This is a genomic window from uncultured Oscillibacter sp., from assembly GCF_900544955.1.
Lineage (GTDB): Bacteria > Bacillota > Clostridia > Oscillospirales > Oscillospiraceae > Oscillibacter.
Genome location: NZ_UQXD01000029.1, coordinates 12,942 through 29,489, shown reverse-complemented (window position 1 = coordinate 29,489; position 16,548 = coordinate 12,942). Strand labels below are relative to the sequence as shown.

Sequence of the window (16,548 nt, the reverse complement as noted above, 5' to 3'; positions counted from 1 at the left end):
CGGGTGGGGCAGATTCGTTCAAGGAACAGGGGGCAGGGCGGCGAGCCTCTCCGCCAGAGCCAGGGCGGCCTCCCGGTCCGGTGGCCCGCTGACCAGGACGCGGCCCGTCCAGCCGCCGCCGTCCTCCGGCGGCCCATCCAGCAGCAGAAGGGCGACGGCGCTCCAGTCCCGCTCCGCCGAGAGGGAGAAGATCTCCTGGGGAGCGCGATAGCCGTTGGGCTCCGCATATCAGACGTTGGCGGTGCCTGGGGAGACGGGGAACGCCGCATGGGCGGTTTGAAACGCTCCGGTGTCGATGCCGGAGACCTGGAGGGTGCCCTCAAAGCGCCCGCGGCCCAACAGGTTCCGGGTGTCATAGCCCTGGATGCGGACCGTGCGGGCCACGGCGCAGCCCGGGTCATCCAGCCGGTATTCCACAGCGGAAAACCCGCCGGGCGAAGGGCAGCAGCGCAGCGGCCGCCACCAGCAGGAGCGCGCCCGCCGCTGCCAAAAGCAGCAGCCTGTTATGCCGTCTCACGGGTCCGCCACCTCCGCCGCCAGCTCCTCCCGGGCCTCCTGGAGGATTTTCCGCTCCGTCTTGGTGGTGAGCTGGCTCTCGTCGAACCGGGCGAACAGGTCTGGGCGGCGGCGCATGGTCCGCTTGTAGCTCTCCTTCTGCCGCCAGGCGGCCACCTTGCCGTGGTCGCCGGAGAGGAGAACGTCCGGCACCGGCCGGTCGTGCCACACCGCCGGGCGGGAGTACTGGGGGTACTCCAGAAGGCCGTTCCAGTGGGACTCCTCCTGGAAGCAGGTCTCGTCCGGCAGCACGCCGGGCACCATGCGGCACACCGCGTCCGCCACGGCCATAGCGGGGATTTCGCCGCCGGTGAGCACGAAGTCCCCCACGCTCAGCTCCTCGTCCACGCACGCGTCGATGAAGCGCTGGTCCACGCCCTCGTAGTGGCCGCAGACCAGAATCAGGTGGTCGTAGCGCGCCTTCAGCTCCCTGGCGATCTCCTGGTTGAAGGTCCGGCCGCAGGGGGAGAGGAAGATGGTGCGGCCGGGGCCGTGGGTCTCCACCACATGGGCCCAGCAGCGGTAGAGCGGGTCCGCCTGCATGACGGCCCCCCGGCCCCCGCCGTAGGGATAGTCGTCCACCTGCATCTGCTTGTTGGTGGTGTAGGCGCGGATTTGGTGGGTGCGGATGGCGATGTACCCCCGCTCCTGGGCCCGGCCCAGGATGCTGACGTTCAGCACGGCGTCCACGGATTCGGGAAACAGGGTCAAAATGTCAATGTTCATCGGTGGCCAGCCCCTCCCATACGTGGACCTCCATCCGGTTTTCCTCCAGGTTTACGGAGTGGATGAAGGCGTCCTTCACGGCGGGAATCAGGTACTCCCGCTCCCCCCGGACGGTGTAGACCTTGTGGGCGGGGTAGTTCTCCACCTGGATCAGCTCCCCCAGGCGGGCGCCGGTCTCGGCGTCGTAGACCGCCATGCCCAGCAGCTCGTCATCAAAGCAGGTTCCCTCCGGCAGATGGGCGTCGGCCCGGCGGATGAAGAGGTCCTTGTTTTTCAGGGCCAGGGCGGCGTCCATGTCGTCCACGCCGGGCAGCTTCATCAGCACCACGCTCTTGTGGACGTGGCAGGCGGTGGGGGTGACGGGGCGGCCGTCCAGCAAAAAGGTGGGGAACTGCGTCAGAAAGGCCGGATCGGCGTCCCGGGGCTGGACCCGGACCTCGCCCCGGATGCCGTGGGCGTTGACGATGCGGCCGACTTGGATGGTTTCCAATTTCATGGAGCGTGTCTCCTTTTGTGTGGTTTGAGGATAGTATAGCCTGTTTTGCCGGGAGAGGCAAGAGGGGGTTGCGGCGGTGGCGCTGTTTGGCCAGGCGGAGGTCCTCCGCCTGGTGGACCGCTGAGCGGGCGGGCGGAAAAGAGGGTCCAGGCCGACGGCCTGGACCCTCTTGCGCGTCCGGGGAGAGGCTGCTCCTCCCGGAGGTCAATCCACAATATCCACGGAAACCTTGACGCCGGTGCGCTGGGCGTAGGAGCGGACCACGGTCCGGATCTCCTTTGCAATGCGGCCCTGACGGCCAATGACCTTGCCCATGTCGTCGGGGGCGACGCGCAGCTCCAACGTCAGCTCCTGGTCCCCCTGGATCTCCGTTACGGTCACAGCGTCAGGATCGTCCACGAGGTTTCTGGCGATATAGAGCAGCAAGTCTTTCATGATCCGGCCTCCGGATCAGAGGACTTCCACTTTTTTCAGCAGAGCTCTGACAGTGTCGGTGGGCTGGGCGCCGGACTTGATCCAGGCCTGGGCCCGCTCCGTGTCGATCTTGATGGCGGCGGGAGAGACGCAGGGATTGTACGTGCCGATCTCCTCGATGAAGCGGCCGTCCCGGGGGAAGCGGGAGTCGGCGACGACAACCCGGTAGAAGGGAGCCTTCTTGGCGCCCATGCGGCGCAGTCTGATCTTAACCATGATGTGTACCTCCAAAGTTGTTGTAAAATTTTGATTTATCTATAAATGCGAAGCACTTATATCCGTTGTGTTATTTGAACCGCTGCTTGCGGCCGAAGCCGAACATGGGGCCCTTACCGCCCTTGGGCGCCCGGCCCTTGGAAAACTGCCGGGTCAGCTGCTGCATCATCTCAAACTGCTTGAGCAGCCGGTTCACGTCCACCACCTGCAGCCCGCAGCCCGCGGCGATGCGCCGCTTGCGGCTGGCGCCCAGAATCTGGGGGTTTTCCCGCTCCAGGGGGGTCATGGAGAGAATGATGGCCTCCGTGTGGGCCAGGGCCTTGTCGTCGATGGTGGCGCCCTGGAGCTGCTTGCCCAGGTTGCCGGGCATCATGCCCGCCAATTGGCTCAAATCGCCCATGCCCCGGATCTGCTGGAGCTGCTCGAAGTAGTCCTGGAGGGTGAAGCGGTTCTTTTTCAGCTTCTCCTCCAGCTTGGCGGCCTGCTTTTCGTCGTAGTTGGCCTGGGCCTTTTCGATGAAGGACAGCATGTCGCCCATGCCCAGAATGCGGGAGGCCATGCGGTCGGGATGGAAGGGCTCGATCATATCCAGCTTTTCGCCGGTGCCCACGAATTTGATGGGCTTGCCGGTGGCGGCCCGGATGGAGAGGGCGGCACCACCCCGGGCGTCGCCGTCCAGCTTGGTGAGCACCACGCCGTCGATGCCCAGGGCCTCGTCAAAGGCGGCGGCGGCGTTCACCGCGTCCTGGCCGGTCATGGCGTCCACCACCAGCAGAATCTCATGGGGACGGACGGCGGCCTTCATCCGCTTGAGCTCGTCCATCAGCGCCTCGTCCACATGGAGCCGGCCGGCGGTGTCCAGAAACACCATGTCGCTGCCGTGGTCCCGGGCGTGGCGGAGGGCGTTCTCCGCGATTTGGACCGGGTCGCCCTGGCCCTCCTCAAACACCGGCAGGTCCAGCTGGCCGCCCACCACCTTCAGCTGTTCGATGGCGGCGGGGCGGTAGACGTCGCAGGCCGCCAGCAGGGGGCGCTTGGTGTACTGGCGGCGCATCAGCCCCGCCAGCTTGGCGGTGGTGGTGGTCTTGCCGGCGCCCTGGAGGCCCACCATCATCACGACGGTGGGGCCGTTGTTGGCCATGGAGAGCTTGGCGTTGGCGCCGCCCATCAGGTTCGTCAGCTCCTCGTTGACGATCTTGATGACCTGCTGGGCGGGGGTGAGGCTGTCCAGCACGTCGGCGCCGATGGCCCGCTCTGTGACGGCGGACACAAAGTCCTTGACCACCTTGTAGCCCACGTCCGCCTCCAGCAGGGCCAGGCGGACCTCCCGCATGGCCTCCCGGACGTCGTTTTCCGTCAGGCGGCCCTTGCCCCGCAGGCGCTTGAATGTGGCGTTCAGTTTTTCGGTGAGTCCTTCAAATGCCATGTTTTATTCCTTCAAAGCGGTGATCTCCCCGATGATGAGGTCCGCCAGCTCCGTGAGCCGGGGGTCCTCATACCGGCGGTAGTTGATGGTCTTGATTTCGGCGGCGGCGTCGGCTGCGGCCTCCAGGTGGGGCCGCTGGGCCTCGAAGCGCTTGATGATGCCGGTCTTGTCCTCCACCTCCTGCATGGCGGCCTCCGCCCGGACGATGACATCCCGGACGCCCTGGCGGGAGATGCCCGCGTTTTCCGCGATTTCCGCCAGGGAGAGGTCCTCATTATAATAGAGGTCGAAGAATTCCTTCTGCCGATCCGTCAGGAGTTCTCCATAAAAATCGAAGAGCATGGTCATGCGGTAAGTCTGATTTTTCAAGGGATCGCTCCTCTCTGTAAAGCTGTCAGCCTTTACAACACGAATTAGTTTACAGGAATTCTTTTGAAAAGTCAAGGGAAAAAATGAAAGAAACAGCGGGAACGGCGAAAAAATTCCGGAGGGGTTTTCGCCGCAGGGCCCTGCGGCGGGCGGGGTTGCGCCGGGGGAGGAAAAGGGCTATACTGAAAAAAACGCCGGGGGCGCCGCATACCCGCCCCGGCGGCGAATAGGTATAGGGGAAGAGCCGCAGCGCCGGGGCGCTCCGGAGGGCGGAAGAAGGAGAGTTGCCGATGATTTTTGACGGACATTCCGATCTGTTGTACGACGTGACCCGTCGCCGCTTGGCGGGGGAGGACCACGTGCTGGAGCGGCATCACCTCCCCCGCTTACAGGCGGGGAACATCGAGGGCCTGGTGCTGGCGGTGTGGACCAGCGCGGCGCAGGGCCAGACCTTCTGGGAGGAAGTGCCGGGGGCGGATAGCGACAGCGCACGGACGGAGCGGATGTGCGCCGCGGCCCTGGCGGAGTTTGCCGAGTGCCCCTGGCTTTCGGTGGTGCGCACCGCCGGGGAGGCAGCGGCGGCCCGGGCCGCCGGAAAGCGGTATGCTTTCCTGGGCATTGAGGGCATGGCCGCCATCGGCGGGGACCTTTCGGGCATCGACCGCTATGCCGCCTTTGGCGCCCGGCTAGGGATGCTGACTTGGAACGAGGAGAACCAATTGGCCGCCGGGGCCGGCGGGGACCCGAAAAAAGGCCTGACGGACCTGGGGCGGCAGGCGGTGCGGCGGATGGAGGCGCTGGGGATGCTGGTGGACGTCTCCCACCTGGGCGACGGGGGCTTCTGGGAGGTGATGGACCTGTGCCGGGGGCCGGTGATCGCCTCCCACTCCAACTGCCGGCGGCTGTGTCCGGCGGCCCGGAACCTGACGGACGACCAGTTCCGGGCCATCCGGGACACCGGCGGTGTGGTGGGGCTGAACGTGTACCACGGCTTTGTCCACGCGGACCCGGCGGAGCAGACCGCCCAGACCCTGGCCCGTCACGCCGTCCACATGGCGGAGGTGATGGGGGTGGAGCACGTGGCCTGCGGCTTCGACTTCTGCGAGTTTTTCGGCCCCGGAAACGAGGGCGCGGCGGGGCTGGAGGATTGCTCCTGCACGGGGAATCTCTTTTACTGGCTGGAGCGGTTCGGCATGACCCGCCGGGAGCGGGAGCTGATCGCCCGGGAGAATTTTCTGCGGGTTTTGGAATGAGACGGGCGGGGTGCGGCGGCGGACGCCGCGCCCCGTCCGTCTCAGGCTGTTTTCAGCTTTTGAAAATAGTTTGAAATACATGGGAAACTATATTATAATACCTTCTGTATCGTATTCCACAAAGGAGTTGAGACCTTGGAAGTGACCAGGACCAAACTCGCCGACGGCGTGTACCTCACCTGCCTGCCGGCGCGGAAGTTTAAGACCAGCCTGCTCTCCGCCCAGTTCGTCACCCCCCTGCGGGAGGAGACCGCCGCGGCCTGCGCCCTGCTGCCCGCGGTGCTGCGGCGGGGCACGGTCAGCTGCCCGGACATGGGTGCCCTATCCGCCCGGCTGGACCAGCTCTACGGCGCCCGCATCGACTATACCGTGCGGAAAAAGGGGGAGAACCAGTGCGTGGGCTTCGTCGCCAGCTTCATTGACGACAGCTTCGTTCCCGGCGGGGAGCGGCTGCTGGAGCCGGTGGCGGAGCTGCTGGGGGAGCTGGTGTGCGATCCCGCCACGGAGCGGGGCCGCTTCGTGCCCGCCTATTTTGACACGGAGAAGACCAACCTCATCGACGCCATCCGCAGCCTCATCAACGATAAGCGGGATTACGCCGACAGCCGCCTCCTGCGGGAGATGTGCGCCGGGGAGCCCTACGGCGTCAGCCGCCTGGGCGACGAGGAGAGCGCAGAGCGGGTGCAGCTGCGCAAGCTCTACACCCTGTACGGCCACCTGACCGCCTCCGCCCGGCTGGAGCTGATTTACAGCGGCAGCGCCGGGCGGGAGCGGGTAGAGCATGCCCTCCGCGCCGCCTTCGCCACGCTCCCCCGGGAGGCCGTCCAGGACATTGCGGACACCGCGCCCCACCCTGCCCGGCAGGAGGTGCGCACCGTGGTGGACACCCTGGACGTGACCCAGGGGAAGCTGGGCATGGGCTTTGCCTGCGGCAGCGAGGACACCGCCGCGCTGCTGATGGGCAACACCCTCTTCGGCGGCAGCAGCAACTCCAAGCTCTTTTTGAACGTGCGGGAAAAGCTGTCCCTGTGCTACTACGCCTCCTCCGTCTACCACCGGCAAAAGGGGATCATCACCGTTTCCTCCGGTATTGAGTTTGAGAATTACCAGAGGGCCTATGACGAGATTCTGGCCCAGCTGGAGGCGGTCCGGGAGGGGTGCCTGGAGGACTGGGAGATGGAGGGCGCCCGCAGCACGCTGCTCAACGCCTACGCCTCCATGGGGGATTCTCAGGGCAAGCTGGAGAACTTCTACCTGGGACAGGCCGCCACCGGCCAGTCCGAGACGCCGGAGGACCTGGCGGAGCAGGTGCGCCAGGTGACGCCGGAGCGGGTCTTTGCGGCCATGAAGACCGTGACGCTGGACACGGTGTATTTCCTGCGGGGAAAGGAGGCGGCGGAATGAAGCCCACGTTTTACGAGCGCATCGGCGAGTCCGTCCACCGGGAGACGCTGTCCAGCGGCCTGCGGATCTGCGTGGTGCCCAAGCCGGACTACGCCAAGCAGTACGCCTTTTTCGCCACCCGGTACGGCGGCATGGACACCCGCTTCTGCCTGGACGGCAGGTGGCTGGATACCCCGGCGGGCATCGCCCACTATCTGGAGCACAAGATGTTCGACACCCGGGAGGGCAATGCCCTCCAGCGGCTGGCCCAGAACGGGGCGGAGCCCAACGCCTTCACCTCCAACGCCATGACGGGCTACTATTTCGACTCCACGGACCACTTCGAGGAGAATCTGGAGATTCTGCTCTCCTTCGTCTCCATCCCCTATTTCACGGAGGAGAGCGTGGCCAAGGAGCAGGGCATCATCGGCCAGGAGATCCGCATGATCGAGGACAACCCCGACTGGCAGATCTACACCCGGATGATGCAGGCCCTGTACGCCAAAAGCACCGCCCGGACCTCCATCGCCGGCACGGTGGAGAGCATCTCCCACATCACGGCGGAGACCCTGTACGACTGCCACAAGGCCTTCTACACCCCCTCCAACATGATTTTGACGGTGGTGGGCAACGTGGACCCGGTCCATGTGGCGGACCTGGCCCGCCGGGTGCTGCCCCGGGAGGGCGGGGACGCGATCCCCAGAGACTACGGCCAGGAGCCGGAGGCCGTGGCGGCGGAGAAGACCCGATTGGAGATGGAGGTCTCCTGCCCCCAGTTCCTCACCGGCTTCAAGTGCCGCCCCGCCGCGGACGGGGAGGACTATCTGCGCCTGGCGGTGCTGGGGGACATGGCCTGCGACATCCTGCTGGGGGACTCCAGCCCGCTGTACCTGCGGCTGTACGACCAGGGCCTCATCAACACCAGCTTCGGCGGCGCCTTCGAGATGATGCCGGGGGTGGCCTACCTCTACGCCGGTGGGGACAGCAAGGACGCCCCGGCCGTGGCGGAGGAGATTCGGAAGGAGGCGGCCCGCCTGGCGGCGGAGGGCGTGGACGAGGCCTTTTACCAGCGGGTGCGCCGGGCCTCCTTCGGCGGCAATCTCCGGGGGCTGAACTCCTTTGAGAACATCGCCGTCTCGCTGACGGAGGGGCATTTCCACGGCTACGACCCCTTCCGCTTCCCCCAGGTGTTCGACAGCATCACCAAAGAGGACGTGGAGGCCTTCCTCCGGGACAACATCACCGGAGACCGGGCGGTGCTCTCGGAGATCGTGCCCAAAGAAGCCTGAGTTCCAGAGAAATAGAAAGGAAGAATCTCAATTGACTGCATTGAAGGATATGCCCATCAGCTTTCCCGGCCTGTTCGGCGACTGGGAATTCAACCCCGACCCCATCGCCATCCACATCGGGCACGGCGTCTACTGGTACGGGATCATTCTGGCCGCCGCCATGCTGGCGGGGCTGCTGCTCTGCATGAAGCAGGCCAAGCGGTACGGCCTCACGGAGGACAACGTGATGGACCTGGTGCTCTGGGCGGTGCCGCTGTGCATCCTGGGCTCCCGCATCTACTACGTGCTGTTCTACCTGGATTTGTACCGCACCGCCGACGGCGGGCTGGACTGGGGGCGGATGGTGGCCATCTGGGACGGGGGCCTCGCCATTTACGGCACGGTGATCGCCGGCGCGCTGGTGGTGTTTTTCTACACCCGGCATAAAAAGCTGAAATTCGGCGCCATGACCGACTTGGCGGTGATGGGGCTGCTGCTGGGCCAGTGCATCGGCCGCTGGGCCAACTTCATCAACCGGGAGGCCTTCGGCGCGGAGACCACCCTGCCCTGGCGGATGAAGCTGTGGACCAGCTCGGTGCTGTCCATCGAGGTGCACCCCACCTTCCTCTATGAGAGCCTGTGGAATCTGATGGGCCTGCTGCTGATCGTGTTCGTCATCTCCAAGGCCCGCCGGTTTGACGGGGAGAACACCTGGTTCTACTTCCTGTGGTACGGCCTGGGCCGGGCCTGGATCGAGGGGCTGCGGACCGACAGCCTGTACCTCTTCGACTGGACCATCATGGGCCAGCCCATCCGGGTGTCCCAGGCGCTGAGTATCGTGTTGGTGGCGGTGGCGGCGTTCATGCTGTTCTACAACATCCACATCAAAAAGCCCCGCCCGGAGGATCTGTTCGTCCGCCGGGTGGCGGCGGAGCGGGCCGCCGCGGAGGAGGCCGCCGCGGCGGTCCCGGCAGAGGATATGATCGCCGACGCCCCGGCGGAGGAGCCGGCGGAGACCCCGGAGACAACGGCGGCGCCGGAGACGGAGTCCTCGGAGACCCCGGAGGACATGCCCGGAGAGGAGGAATCCCATGGCGGTCAGAATTGACGGAAAGGCCCTGGCGGCCCAGGTAAAGGCCCAGGTCCGGGCGGAGGCGGAGACGCTGCCCCGCCGGCCGGGGCTGGCGGTTGTACTGGTGGGGGAGGACCCGGCCTCCCAGGTGTACGTCCGGGGCAAGGAGGGGGACTGCGCCGAGTGCGGCATCCAAAGTTTTTCCCACCGCCTGCCGGCGGAGACCTCCCAGGAGGCGCTGCTGGCGCTGATCCAACGGCTGAACGAGGACGCGGCGGTGGACGGCATCCTGTGCCAGCTCCCGCTGCCAAGGCCCCTGGACGAGGCGCTGGTTCTCAACGCCATCCGGCCGGACAAGGACGTGGACTGCTTCCACCCCTTCAACGTGGGGCGGCTGTCCATCGGGGACCCGGTGTTCCTGCCCTGCACCCCGGCGGGGGTCATGGAGATGCTGCGCGCCTATGAGATTCCCACGGCCGGGAAGCGGTGCGTGGTGCTGGGGCGCAGCAACATCGTGGGCAAGCCCATGGCCATGCTGCTGACCCAGGCCGACGGCACCGTGACGGTGTGCCACTCCCGGACGCCGGACATGGCGGCCCTGACCCGGGAGGCGGACATTCTAGTGTCCGCCGTGGGCCGGGTGGGTCTGGTCACCGCCGATATGGTGAAGGAGGGGGCCGTGGTCATCGACGTGGCTATGAACCGGAATGCGGAGGGAAAGCTCTGCGGCGACGTGGACTTTGCCGCCGTGGAGCCCAAGGCCGCCTACATCACCCCGGTGCCCGGCGGCGTGGGCCCCATGACCCGGGCCATGCTGATGCGCAACATCCTGACGGCGGCGAAGCGCCACCAGGACCGGTAAAGCAAAGAACAGAGGAAGCCCGGTACGTCCGTACCGGGCTTCCTCTTATTTCTCACAGTGCCTCCGGGTGGCGGCGGTAGAGAAACAGGGCCGCCGCCAGGGAGAGCGCCAGGGCGCTCACCACATCCAGCACCGCGTGCTGCTTGATGAACAGGGTGGCGGCGCAGATCAGCGCCGCCAGTGCCGCCGTGCCCCACCGGAGCAGGCGGCGGTGCTTCCAGCACCGGCAGTCCCACACCGCCAGTGCCGCTCCCACGGCGCCCACCACGTGGACGGAGGGGAAGACGTTGGTGTTGGTGTCCACCCGGTACAGGACGCCCACTAGGGCGGTGCACAGGTTGTCCCGGGGCATCACCGCCGGGCGCAGGTCCTGGCCGTTGGGCACCAGGAGCCAGACGGCCTCGCTGAGGAAGAAGGTCACCGCCAGAAAGCACATGTACCGGCGGAAGGCCCGCCGGTCCCGCACCAGCAGGCCCAGGCCCACAGCCAGCAGCAGGAAGTACCAGGCGCAGTAGAACACCACAAACCCCTCGCAGAAGGGAATGCGGTCGTCCAGGGGGAGCTGAGTGGGCCAGTAGGCGGCAATGGGCAGGTGCTCCAGCGCCGCAAAGGACAGCAGGTAGACCGGGAGCCACAGGGCGTATTTCAGCTCCGCCCAGGGGACGGCGCGGAGGGAGGGGGGAAGACGCAAGGGCCATCACCCTTTCCAAACGATTTTTTGAACGGATACACCATACCACAGCCGCCGGCAAAAAGCAGGGACAATTCGGTAACAAAATGGGGAAACGGGGCGCCGCCGCATCGCGGCGGCGCCCTTTCGCGTGTCACGGCGCTTCGCCGCCGGGGCGGTGAGAGCCACTGTCATCCGGCTCTGCCGCGGCATGTCTGTGGCGAAATATCCCGCTCAGTCCGCGAGTGTGCAAGCGGAACGTTCCGGGTCCTCCCCGGAACGGGCGGACCTGCCGTTCGGCCCGCGAGCGAGAAGCGGTTTTCCTCGGGGCTTCCCGAAGCGCCCGGAGAACCTGCCATTCACAGTGTGCGGGTGAGCAAGCGGAACGCCCCGGGTCCTCCCCGAAGTGCCCGATAGACCTGCCGCTTGGTCCGCAGGCGTGCAAGCGGGCACGTTTTCGGCGTTTCACGTGGGCACCACCGGCCCCGGCCTTCTCAAAAGCGTCCCAGGCACGTTTCCGGCGAAAAAAAGGCGCCGCTGCATCGCAGCGGCGCCTTTGCGGCACAGTCAGCGCTCCTCCCGGAAGTAGGCCAGGCCCAGACTGGCAGGGGGCTGGTTCTCCCGGCGCTTGCGCAGGGAGGTGAAGATCAGCACGGCGATGGTCACCAGGTAGGGCAGCATCTTGAACAGCTCCTGGGAGCTGCGGGTCAGCCCCGGGATGTACAGGTACATCCAAAACAGCAGGCCAAAGAGGTAGGAGCCCCAGATGGCGTTGAGGGAGCGCCACACGGCGAAGATCACCAGGGCCACCGCCAGCCAGCCCAGGGCCTCGATGGTGCCGTCGTTGGCCCAGGTGCCCTTGATGTAGTCCATGGTGTAGTACAGCCCGCCCAGGCCGGAGATGCCGGCGCCGACGCAGGTGGCCAGGTACTTGTAGCGGGTGACGCTGATGCCCGCGGCGTCGGCGGTGGCGGGGTTCTCGCCCACGGCCCGGAGGTTCAGGCCCTTCCGGGTGCGGCCCAGGAACCAGTGCATGGTCACCGCCAGGACAATGGCCAGATACACCATGAAGCCGTAGCTGAGGAAGAGGGAGCCGAAGCTGCCCAGATCCGCGGCGTTGGCGATGTTGGCCCGGTAGACGGCGCTGGTGGTGGCGACAGAAATCTGGCCCACGCCGCCGGCCATGGTGTTCAGGCTGCCGCCGAAGAAGTTGGCCACGCCGCCGCCGAAGATGGTCAGGGTCAGTCCGGTGACGTTCTGGTTGGCCCGGAGGGTGATGGTGAGGAAGCTGTACACCAGCCCGCCAAAGGCGGCGGCCAGGAAGGCCGCCAAAAAGCTCAGCAGCAGGCAGACCACCGGGGAGGGATCGGGGTTTTGGAACTCATAGAAGAAGGAGGCTGCCAGGCCCGCGATGCCGCCCAGGTACATGATGCCGGGGACGCCCAGGTTCAGGTTGCCGGATTTCTCCGTCAGAATCTCCCCCAGGGCGCCGAACAGGATGACGGTGCCGAAGACCACGGCGGACTGGAACAACTGAATCCACTGTGTGGCGGTCATTTCACCGCCTCCTTTCCGGACCGCAGGATCATGCGGTAGTTGATGAAGAACTCGCTGCCCAGGATGAAGAACAGAATGATGCCGGTGATGACGTTGGAGGCGTAGTCGTTCAGGTTGAACTGGGAGGCGATTTGGATGGCGCCCTTCTGGAGGAACACCAGCAGCAACGAGATCAGCACCATCACAAAGGTGTTGAACTGGGCCAGCCAGGCCACGATGATGGCGGTGAAGCCCCGGCCGCCGGCAGTGGAGGTGGAGATGGTGTGGCTGGCGCCGGCCACGGCGATGAAGCCGGCCAGGCCGCAGATGGCGCCGGAGATGGCCATGGTGCGGATGGTGACCTTTTTCACGTTGATACCGGCGTACCGGGCGGTGTTCACGCTGTCGCCCACCACGGTGATCTCATAGCCCTGCTTGGAGTACTTCAGGTACAGGAACATGCCCACCGCCAGGGCCAGCACCAGAATCACGTTGAGGCCGTAAGCCTGGCCCAGAACGGAGGGGAACCAGCCCGCCCTGGTCTGGGGGTTGATGACGCCCACGGTGTTGGACCCGAAGGGGTTTTCCCACTGGGCCACGCAGAAGCTGGTGAGCTGGATGGCCACGTAGTTCATCATCAGGGTGAAGAGGGTCTCGTTGGTGTTCCACACGGCCTTGAAGACGGCGGGGATGACGCCCCACAGGCAGCCCGCCAGCAGGCTGGCCACCGCCATGACCACCAGCAGCGTGGGGGTGGAGGCGCTGCCGAAGGTGATCATGATGCCGGCGGTGGCAATGCCGCCCATGAGAACCTGGCCCTCGGCGCCCACGTTCCAAAACCGCATCTTGAAGGCGGGGGCCAGGCCTACGCCGATGCACAGGAGCATCATGGTGTCCCGGATGGTGACCCAGCTGCGGCGGCCGGAGCCGAAGGCGCCGTTGAACATGGCCTCGTAGACCTGGACGGGGTTCAGCTTGGTGACGGCGAAGATGAAGATGCCGCTGACCACCAGGGACAACAGCACCGCCGCAATGCGGATGGCGTAGGCCTTGGGGCGGGCGATGCCGTCCCGCTTGGCAATCCGCAGCAGGGGCTCTTTTTGATTCGTCGCAGTACTCATGCCTGTGCAGCCTCCTTTTCAAAGCGGGTCATCAGAAGGCCCACCTCCTCCTTGGTGGTGGCCCGGGCGTCCACGACGCCGCTGACCTGCCCGCCGCAGAGGACCAGAATCCGGTCGCACAGCTCCAGCAGCACGTCCAGGTCTTCGCCCACGTAGATGACGGCCACGCCCTTGAGCTTTTGCTCCGTCAGCAGATTGTAAATGGTGTAAGAGGTGTTGATGTCCAGGCCCCGGACGGCGTAGGCCGTCATCAGCACGGAGGGCTCCTGGGCGATCTCCCGGCCCACCAGCACCTTCTGGACGTTGCCGCCGGAGAGGCGCCGCACCGGGAAGTTCACCCCCGGGGTCACCACCTCCAGCTGCTGCATCACGCTCTCCGCCAGCTTTTTGGGGCCCTTCTGGTCCGTGAAGAACCCGGCGCCTTTGCGGTAGCTGCGCAGCAGCATGTTGCCCGTCATGCCCAGGGACCCCACCAGGCCCATGCCCAGCCGGTCCTCCGGCACGAAGGCCAGGGAGACGCCCGCCCGCTTGATCTGTAACGGTGTTTTGCCCACCAGCTCCACGCCCTGGTCCGCCGGGGCGGTGCCGATGGGGCGGTAGCGGATGGAGGCGCCGGGGCGGAGGGGCTGGAGGCCCGCAATGGACTCCAGCAGCTCCCTCTGCCCGGAGCCGGCGATGCCGGCGATGCCCAGAATCTCCCCGCCCATGGCGGTGAAGGTCACGTTGTCCAGCCGCTTGACGCCCATGGCGTCGTAGACGGTGAGGTTCTGGACCTCCAGCCGGGGCGTGGGGTCCTTGGGCATTGGCCGGTCGATGTTCAGCGTCACCGCGTGGCCCACCATCATGTCCGTCAGCTTCTGGGGGGAGGTGTCCGCGGTGGCCACGTCCCCGATGTACCGGCCCTTCCGCAGCACCGCCACCCGGTCCGACACGTCCATGACCTCGTGGAGCTTGTGGGTGATGATGACCATGGCCTTGCCGTCGGCCCTCATGTTGCGCATGACGGCGAAGAGCTGGTCGGTCTCCTGGGGGGTGAGGACGGCGGTGGGCTCATCCAGAATCAGGATGTCCGCCCCCCGGTAGAGGACCTTTACGATCTCCACCGTCTGCTTTTCCGAAACGGACATGTCGTAGACCTTCTTGGCCGGGTCGATGGAAAAGCCGTACTTTTTGCAGATGTCGGTGATTCTGGCGGAGGCGGCCTTCAAGTCCAGCTTCCCCTCGCTCTCCAGCCCCAGGACGATGTTCTGGGCGGCGGTGAACACGTCCACCAGCTTGAAGTGCTGGTGGATCATGCCGATGCCGCAGGCGAAGGCGTCCTTGGGGGAGGCGATGGTTACGGGCCGGCCGCCCACGAAAATCTGCCCCTCGTCGGGGAAGTAGATGCCGGCCAGCATGTTCATCAGGGTGGTCTTGCCGCTGCCGTTTTCACCCAGCAGGGACAGAATCTCCCCCCGCCGGATGTCCAGGCTGATGCTGTCGTTGGCGACTACCTTGCCGAAGCGCTTGGTGATGTTTTGCAGCCGGATGGCACTGGTATCTTCCAAACAAATCTTCCTTTCTGGTTCCGCCATGGCCGGGCAGGGGCCGCCGGGGCGGCGTGCGTCTGCGCGGGCGGATTGCTCCAAGCACGCGGGGAAAGGACAGGGGCGTGCAAGGGCGGCCTTTCCTTCATTATATGGAAAAAGAGGCGGTTTTGCAAGCCGATTCCCGAAAGCCGGGGCGGAATCCCCGTTTTTTTGCGGTGCGGCGGCGAAAAGCGGAAAAAAGGGGCCGCCCGGAGGCAGCCCCTTTGCTACGGTTGAATTCAGCTCAGCTCGGTGATGCCGTCGATGCGGAGGGCAAAGTAGGGAGCGGAGCGGAGGACGGACTCTGCGAAGGCGCCGTCCACAATGGCCTCGCCGGATTCGGCGTCGTTGACGAAGTCGCCGTTGAGGTCGAAGGCGAAGCAAGAGGTGACATGGCCGTCGGCGTCCACCTCATAGGTGCCGTCCTGAGAGGGCTGGCAGGTGAACTTGGAGGTGTCGAACACCTTCAGGCTGCCGTCCTTGATGCCGTTCCAGGCGGCGTTCACGGCCTCCTCGGTGCCCTCGGCGCAGCTGGTGCCCAGGACGGAGATCATCACGGCGTCGTCCTGGATGCCGGTGGCGAAGTCGGCGGGGATGGCCTCGCCGGCCAGGAACTTCTCCAGCGTGGCCTGGTACAGCACGGACCAGTTGTTCTGGGCGGAGGTCAGAGCGGCGTCGGGCGCCACGGACAGCATGTCGATGTTGTAGCCCACGGAGTAGGCCACGGTGCCGCTGGCCAGGGCGGCCTGCACGGCGGAGGGGGCGCCGGTGGAGTCGGCGTGCTGGCCGATGATGACGCAGCCGCGGCTCATCAGGGCATTGGCGGCCTCGCCCTCGGCGGAGGGATCATACCAGCTGTTGGTATACTGCACGTCCATGTGGGCATCGGGGACGATGGACTGGATGCCCAGCAGGAAGGCGGTGTAGCCGCAGACCACCTCGGCGTAGGGATAGGCGCCCACGTAGCCCACATAGGGATCGGTGACGGTGCCGGCGTCCATCAGCTCCTTGAGCTTCATGCCGGCCACCACGCCGGAGACGTAGCGGGACTCATAGGTATAGGGGAAGATGTTCTTGAAGTTGTCCAGCCCGGAGCCGGCGGCGGTGTCGCCGGTGCAGGAGACGAAGGTCACCTCGGGATAGTCGCCGGCGGCCAGCTGCATGTGGCTCTGGTGGCCGTAGGAGTCGGAGAAGATGATGGTGCAGCCCTCCTCCGCCAGGTCCACGGCGGTGTCGTAGCAGGTCTCATCCTCGGGGATGTTGTACTTGAACACCACCTGGGAGTCCACGTCGATGCCCAGCGCCTCGCAGGCGGCGGTCAGGCCCTCGATGTGGGCGGCGTCGTAGCCGGAGTTGATGTCGTGGACGCAGATCAGGCCGATCTTCACGTCAACGGGAGCGGGCTCACCGGCGTCCGCGGGGGGGTCGCCCTGGACGGGTTCCTCCGTCTTCTTGCCGCCGCAGGCGGCCAGACTCAGGACCATGGCCAGAGCAAGAAGCATTGCAAGAAACTTCTTTTTCATTCTGATATCCTCCTTCAAAAATTGAATGCG

The 16,548-nt window shown here is 65.7% G+C and carries 17 protein-coding genes; 5 read left to right on the top strand and 12 right to left on the bottom strand.

From position 1 onward, the window contains the following. Positions 1 to 228: 228 nt before the first annotated feature. The 7 genes from QZS21_RS07985 to ylxM form a co-directional block, all read right to left on the bottom strand. Positions 229 to 417, bottom strand: a complete 189-nt coding sequence (locus QZS21_RS07985) for a hypothetical protein (protein ID WP_295582127.1) — start codon at positions 415 to 417, stop codon at positions 229 to 231. A gap of 96 nt (positions 418 to 513) precedes the next feature. Next, complete coding sequence (gene trmD / locus QZS21_RS07980) at positions 514 to 1,281, bottom strand: tRNA (guanosine(37)-N1)-methyltransferase TrmD (protein WP_295582126.1); 768 nt, start codon at positions 1,279 to 1,281, stop codon at positions 514 to 516. After that, complete coding sequence (gene rimM / locus QZS21_RS07975; protein WP_295582123.1) at positions 1,271 to 1,777, bottom strand: ribosome maturation factor RimM; 507 nt, start codon at positions 1,775 to 1,777, stop codon at positions 1,271 to 1,273. The genes trmD and rimM overlap by 11 nt, the downstream gene beginning before the upstream one ends. A gap of 204 nt (positions 1,778 to 1,981) precedes the next feature. Further along, on the bottom strand, positions 1,982 to 2,212 hold the full coding sequence (locus tag QZS21_RS07970) for a KH domain-containing protein (RefSeq protein ID WP_295582121.1): 231 nt from the start codon (positions 2,210 to 2,212) through the stop codon (positions 1,982 to 1,984). A 15-nt stretch (positions 2,213 to 2,227) separates the two neighbouring features. Then, a complete protein-coding gene (rpsP, locus tag QZS21_RS07965; protein WP_295582132.1) occupies positions 2,228 to 2,470 on the bottom strand; it encodes a 30S ribosomal protein S16 in 243 nt (80 codons plus the stop codon). A gap of 67 nt (positions 2,471 to 2,537) precedes the next feature. Beyond that, a complete protein-coding gene (ffh, locus tag QZS21_RS07960) occupies positions 2,538 to 3,893 on the bottom strand; it encodes a signal recognition particle protein (protein WP_295582119.1) in 1,356 nt (451 codons plus the stop codon). 3 nt (positions 3,894 to 3,896) lie between these two features. Further along, the gene (gene ylxM, locus QZS21_RS07955) at positions 3,897 to 4,262 is read right to left on the bottom strand and encodes a YlxM family DNA-binding protein (protein WP_295582117.1); all 366 of its coding nucleotides are present in this window, start codon (positions 4,260 to 4,262) and stop codon (positions 3,897 to 3,899) included. Between the two features lie 290 nt (positions 4,263 to 4,552). Between ylxM and QZS21_RS07950 the strand changes: the two genes are divergently transcribed. The 5 genes from QZS21_RS07950 (at position 4,553) to folD (ending at position 10,100) form a co-directional block, all read left to right on the top strand. Beyond that, positions 4,553 to 5,515 (top strand): dipeptidase, encoded by a 963-nt coding sequence (locus QZS21_RS07950; protein ID WP_295582115.1) that lies wholly within the window; start codon positions 4,553 to 4,555, stop codon positions 5,513 to 5,515. Positions 5,516 to 5,656: 141 nt separating this feature from the next. Continuing rightward, entirely contained in the window at positions 5,657 to 6,919 is a 1,263-nt protein-coding gene (locus QZS21_RS07945; RefSeq protein WP_295582130.1) for an EF-P 5-aminopentanol modification-associated protein YfmF, read from the top strand. Further along, positions 6,916 to 8,187: an EF-P 5-aminopentanol modification-associated protein YfmH gene (locus QZS21_RS07940; RefSeq protein WP_295582113.1), complete on the top strand. Its 1,272-nt coding sequence runs from the start codon at positions 6,916 to 6,918 to the stop codon at positions 8,185 to 8,187. The genes QZS21_RS07945 and QZS21_RS07940 overlap by 4 nt, the downstream gene beginning before the upstream one ends. 31 nt (positions 8,188 to 8,218) lie before the next feature. Next, positions 8,219 to 9,274, top strand: coding sequence for a prolipoprotein diacylglyceryl transferase (gene lgt / locus QZS21_RS07935; protein WP_295582111.1), 1,056 nt, complete (start codon positions 8,219 to 8,221; stop codon positions 9,272 to 9,274). Then, entirely contained in the window at positions 9,258 to 10,100 is an 843-nt protein-coding gene (gene folD, locus QZS21_RS07930) for a bifunctional methylenetetrahydrofolate dehydrogenase/methenyltetrahydrofolate cyclohydrolase FolD (protein WP_295582108.1), read from the top strand. The genes lgt and folD overlap by 17 nt, the downstream gene beginning before the upstream one ends. A 52-nt stretch (positions 10,101 to 10,152) precedes the next feature. On the opposite strand, the gene QZS21_RS07925 is transcribed toward folD, so the two are convergent. From QZS21_RS07925 to QZS21_RS07905, 5 genes are all read right to left on the bottom strand, one after another. Beyond that, the gene (locus QZS21_RS07925) at positions 10,153 to 10,791 is read right to left on the bottom strand and encodes a phosphatase PAP2 family protein (RefSeq protein WP_295582106.1); all 639 of its coding nucleotides are present in this window, start codon (positions 10,789 to 10,791) and stop codon (positions 10,153 to 10,155) included. A 546-nt stretch (positions 10,792 to 11,337) separates the two neighbouring features. Then, positions 11,338 to 12,327: an ABC transporter permease gene (locus QZS21_RS07920; RefSeq protein ID WP_295582104.1), complete on the bottom strand. Its 990-nt coding sequence runs from the start codon at positions 12,325 to 12,327 to the stop codon at positions 11,338 to 11,340. Further along, the gene (locus tag QZS21_RS07915) at positions 12,324 to 13,427 is read right to left on the bottom strand and encodes an ABC transporter permease (protein WP_295582102.1); all 1,104 of its coding nucleotides are present in this window, start codon (positions 13,425 to 13,427) and stop codon (positions 12,324 to 12,326) included. Before QZS21_RS07915 ends, QZS21_RS07920 begins: the two co-directional genes overlap by 4 nt. Next, complete coding sequence (locus tag QZS21_RS07910; protein ID WP_295582101.1) at positions 13,424 to 14,974, bottom strand: ABC transporter ATP-binding protein; 1,551 nt, start codon at positions 14,972 to 14,974, stop codon at positions 13,424 to 13,426. Before QZS21_RS07910 ends, QZS21_RS07915 begins: the two co-directional genes overlap by 4 nt. Before the next feature lie 260 nt (positions 14,975 to 15,234). Next, positions 15,235 to 16,518, bottom strand: a complete 1,284-nt coding sequence (locus QZS21_RS07905; RefSeq protein ID WP_295582099.1) for a BMP family ABC transporter substrate-binding protein — start codon at positions 16,516 to 16,518, stop codon at positions 15,235 to 15,237. Between the last annotated feature and the right edge of the window lie 30 nt (positions 16,519 to 16,548).

Excerpts from the sequence above, each read along its gene's own strand:
- QZS21_RS07950 (WP_295582115.1), top strand. The coding sequence starts at position 4,553 with ATGATTTTTGACGGACATTCCGATCTGTTGTACGACGTGACCCGTCGC.
- QZS21_RS07940 (WP_295582113.1), top strand. The coding sequence starts at position 6,916 with ATGAAGCCCACGTTTTACGAGCGCATCGGCGAGTCCGTCCACCGGGAG.
- QZS21_RS07915 (WP_295582102.1), bottom strand. The coding sequence starts at position 13,427 with ATGAGTACTGCGACGAATCAAAAAGAGCCCCTGCTGCGGATTGCCAAG.
- folD (WP_295582108.1), top strand. The coding sequence starts at position 9,258 with ATGGCGGTCAGAATTGACGGAAAGGCCCTGGCGGCCCAGGTAAAGGCC.
- QZS21_RS07970 (WP_295582121.1), bottom strand. The coding sequence starts at position 2,212 with ATGAAAGACTTGCTGCTCTATATCGCCAGAAACCTCGTGGACGATCCT.
- QZS21_RS07905 (WP_295582099.1), bottom strand. The coding sequence starts at position 16,518 with ATGAAAAAGAAGTTTCTTGCAATGCTTCTTGCTCTGGCCATGGTCCTG.
- QZS21_RS07920 (WP_295582104.1), bottom strand. The coding sequence starts at position 12,327 with ATGACCGCCACACAGTGGATTCAGTTGTTCCAGTCCGCCGTGGTCTTC.
- rimM (WP_295582123.1), bottom strand. The coding sequence starts at position 1,777 with ATGAAATTGGAAACCATCCAAGTCGGCCGCATCGTCAACGCCCACGGC.
- trmD (WP_295582126.1), bottom strand. The coding sequence starts at position 1,281 with ATGAACATTGACATTTTGACCCTGTTTCCCGAATCCGTGGACGCCGTG.
- ffh (WP_295582119.1), bottom strand. The coding sequence starts at position 3,893 with ATGGCATTTGAAGGACTCACCGAAAAACTGAACGCCACATTCAAGCGC.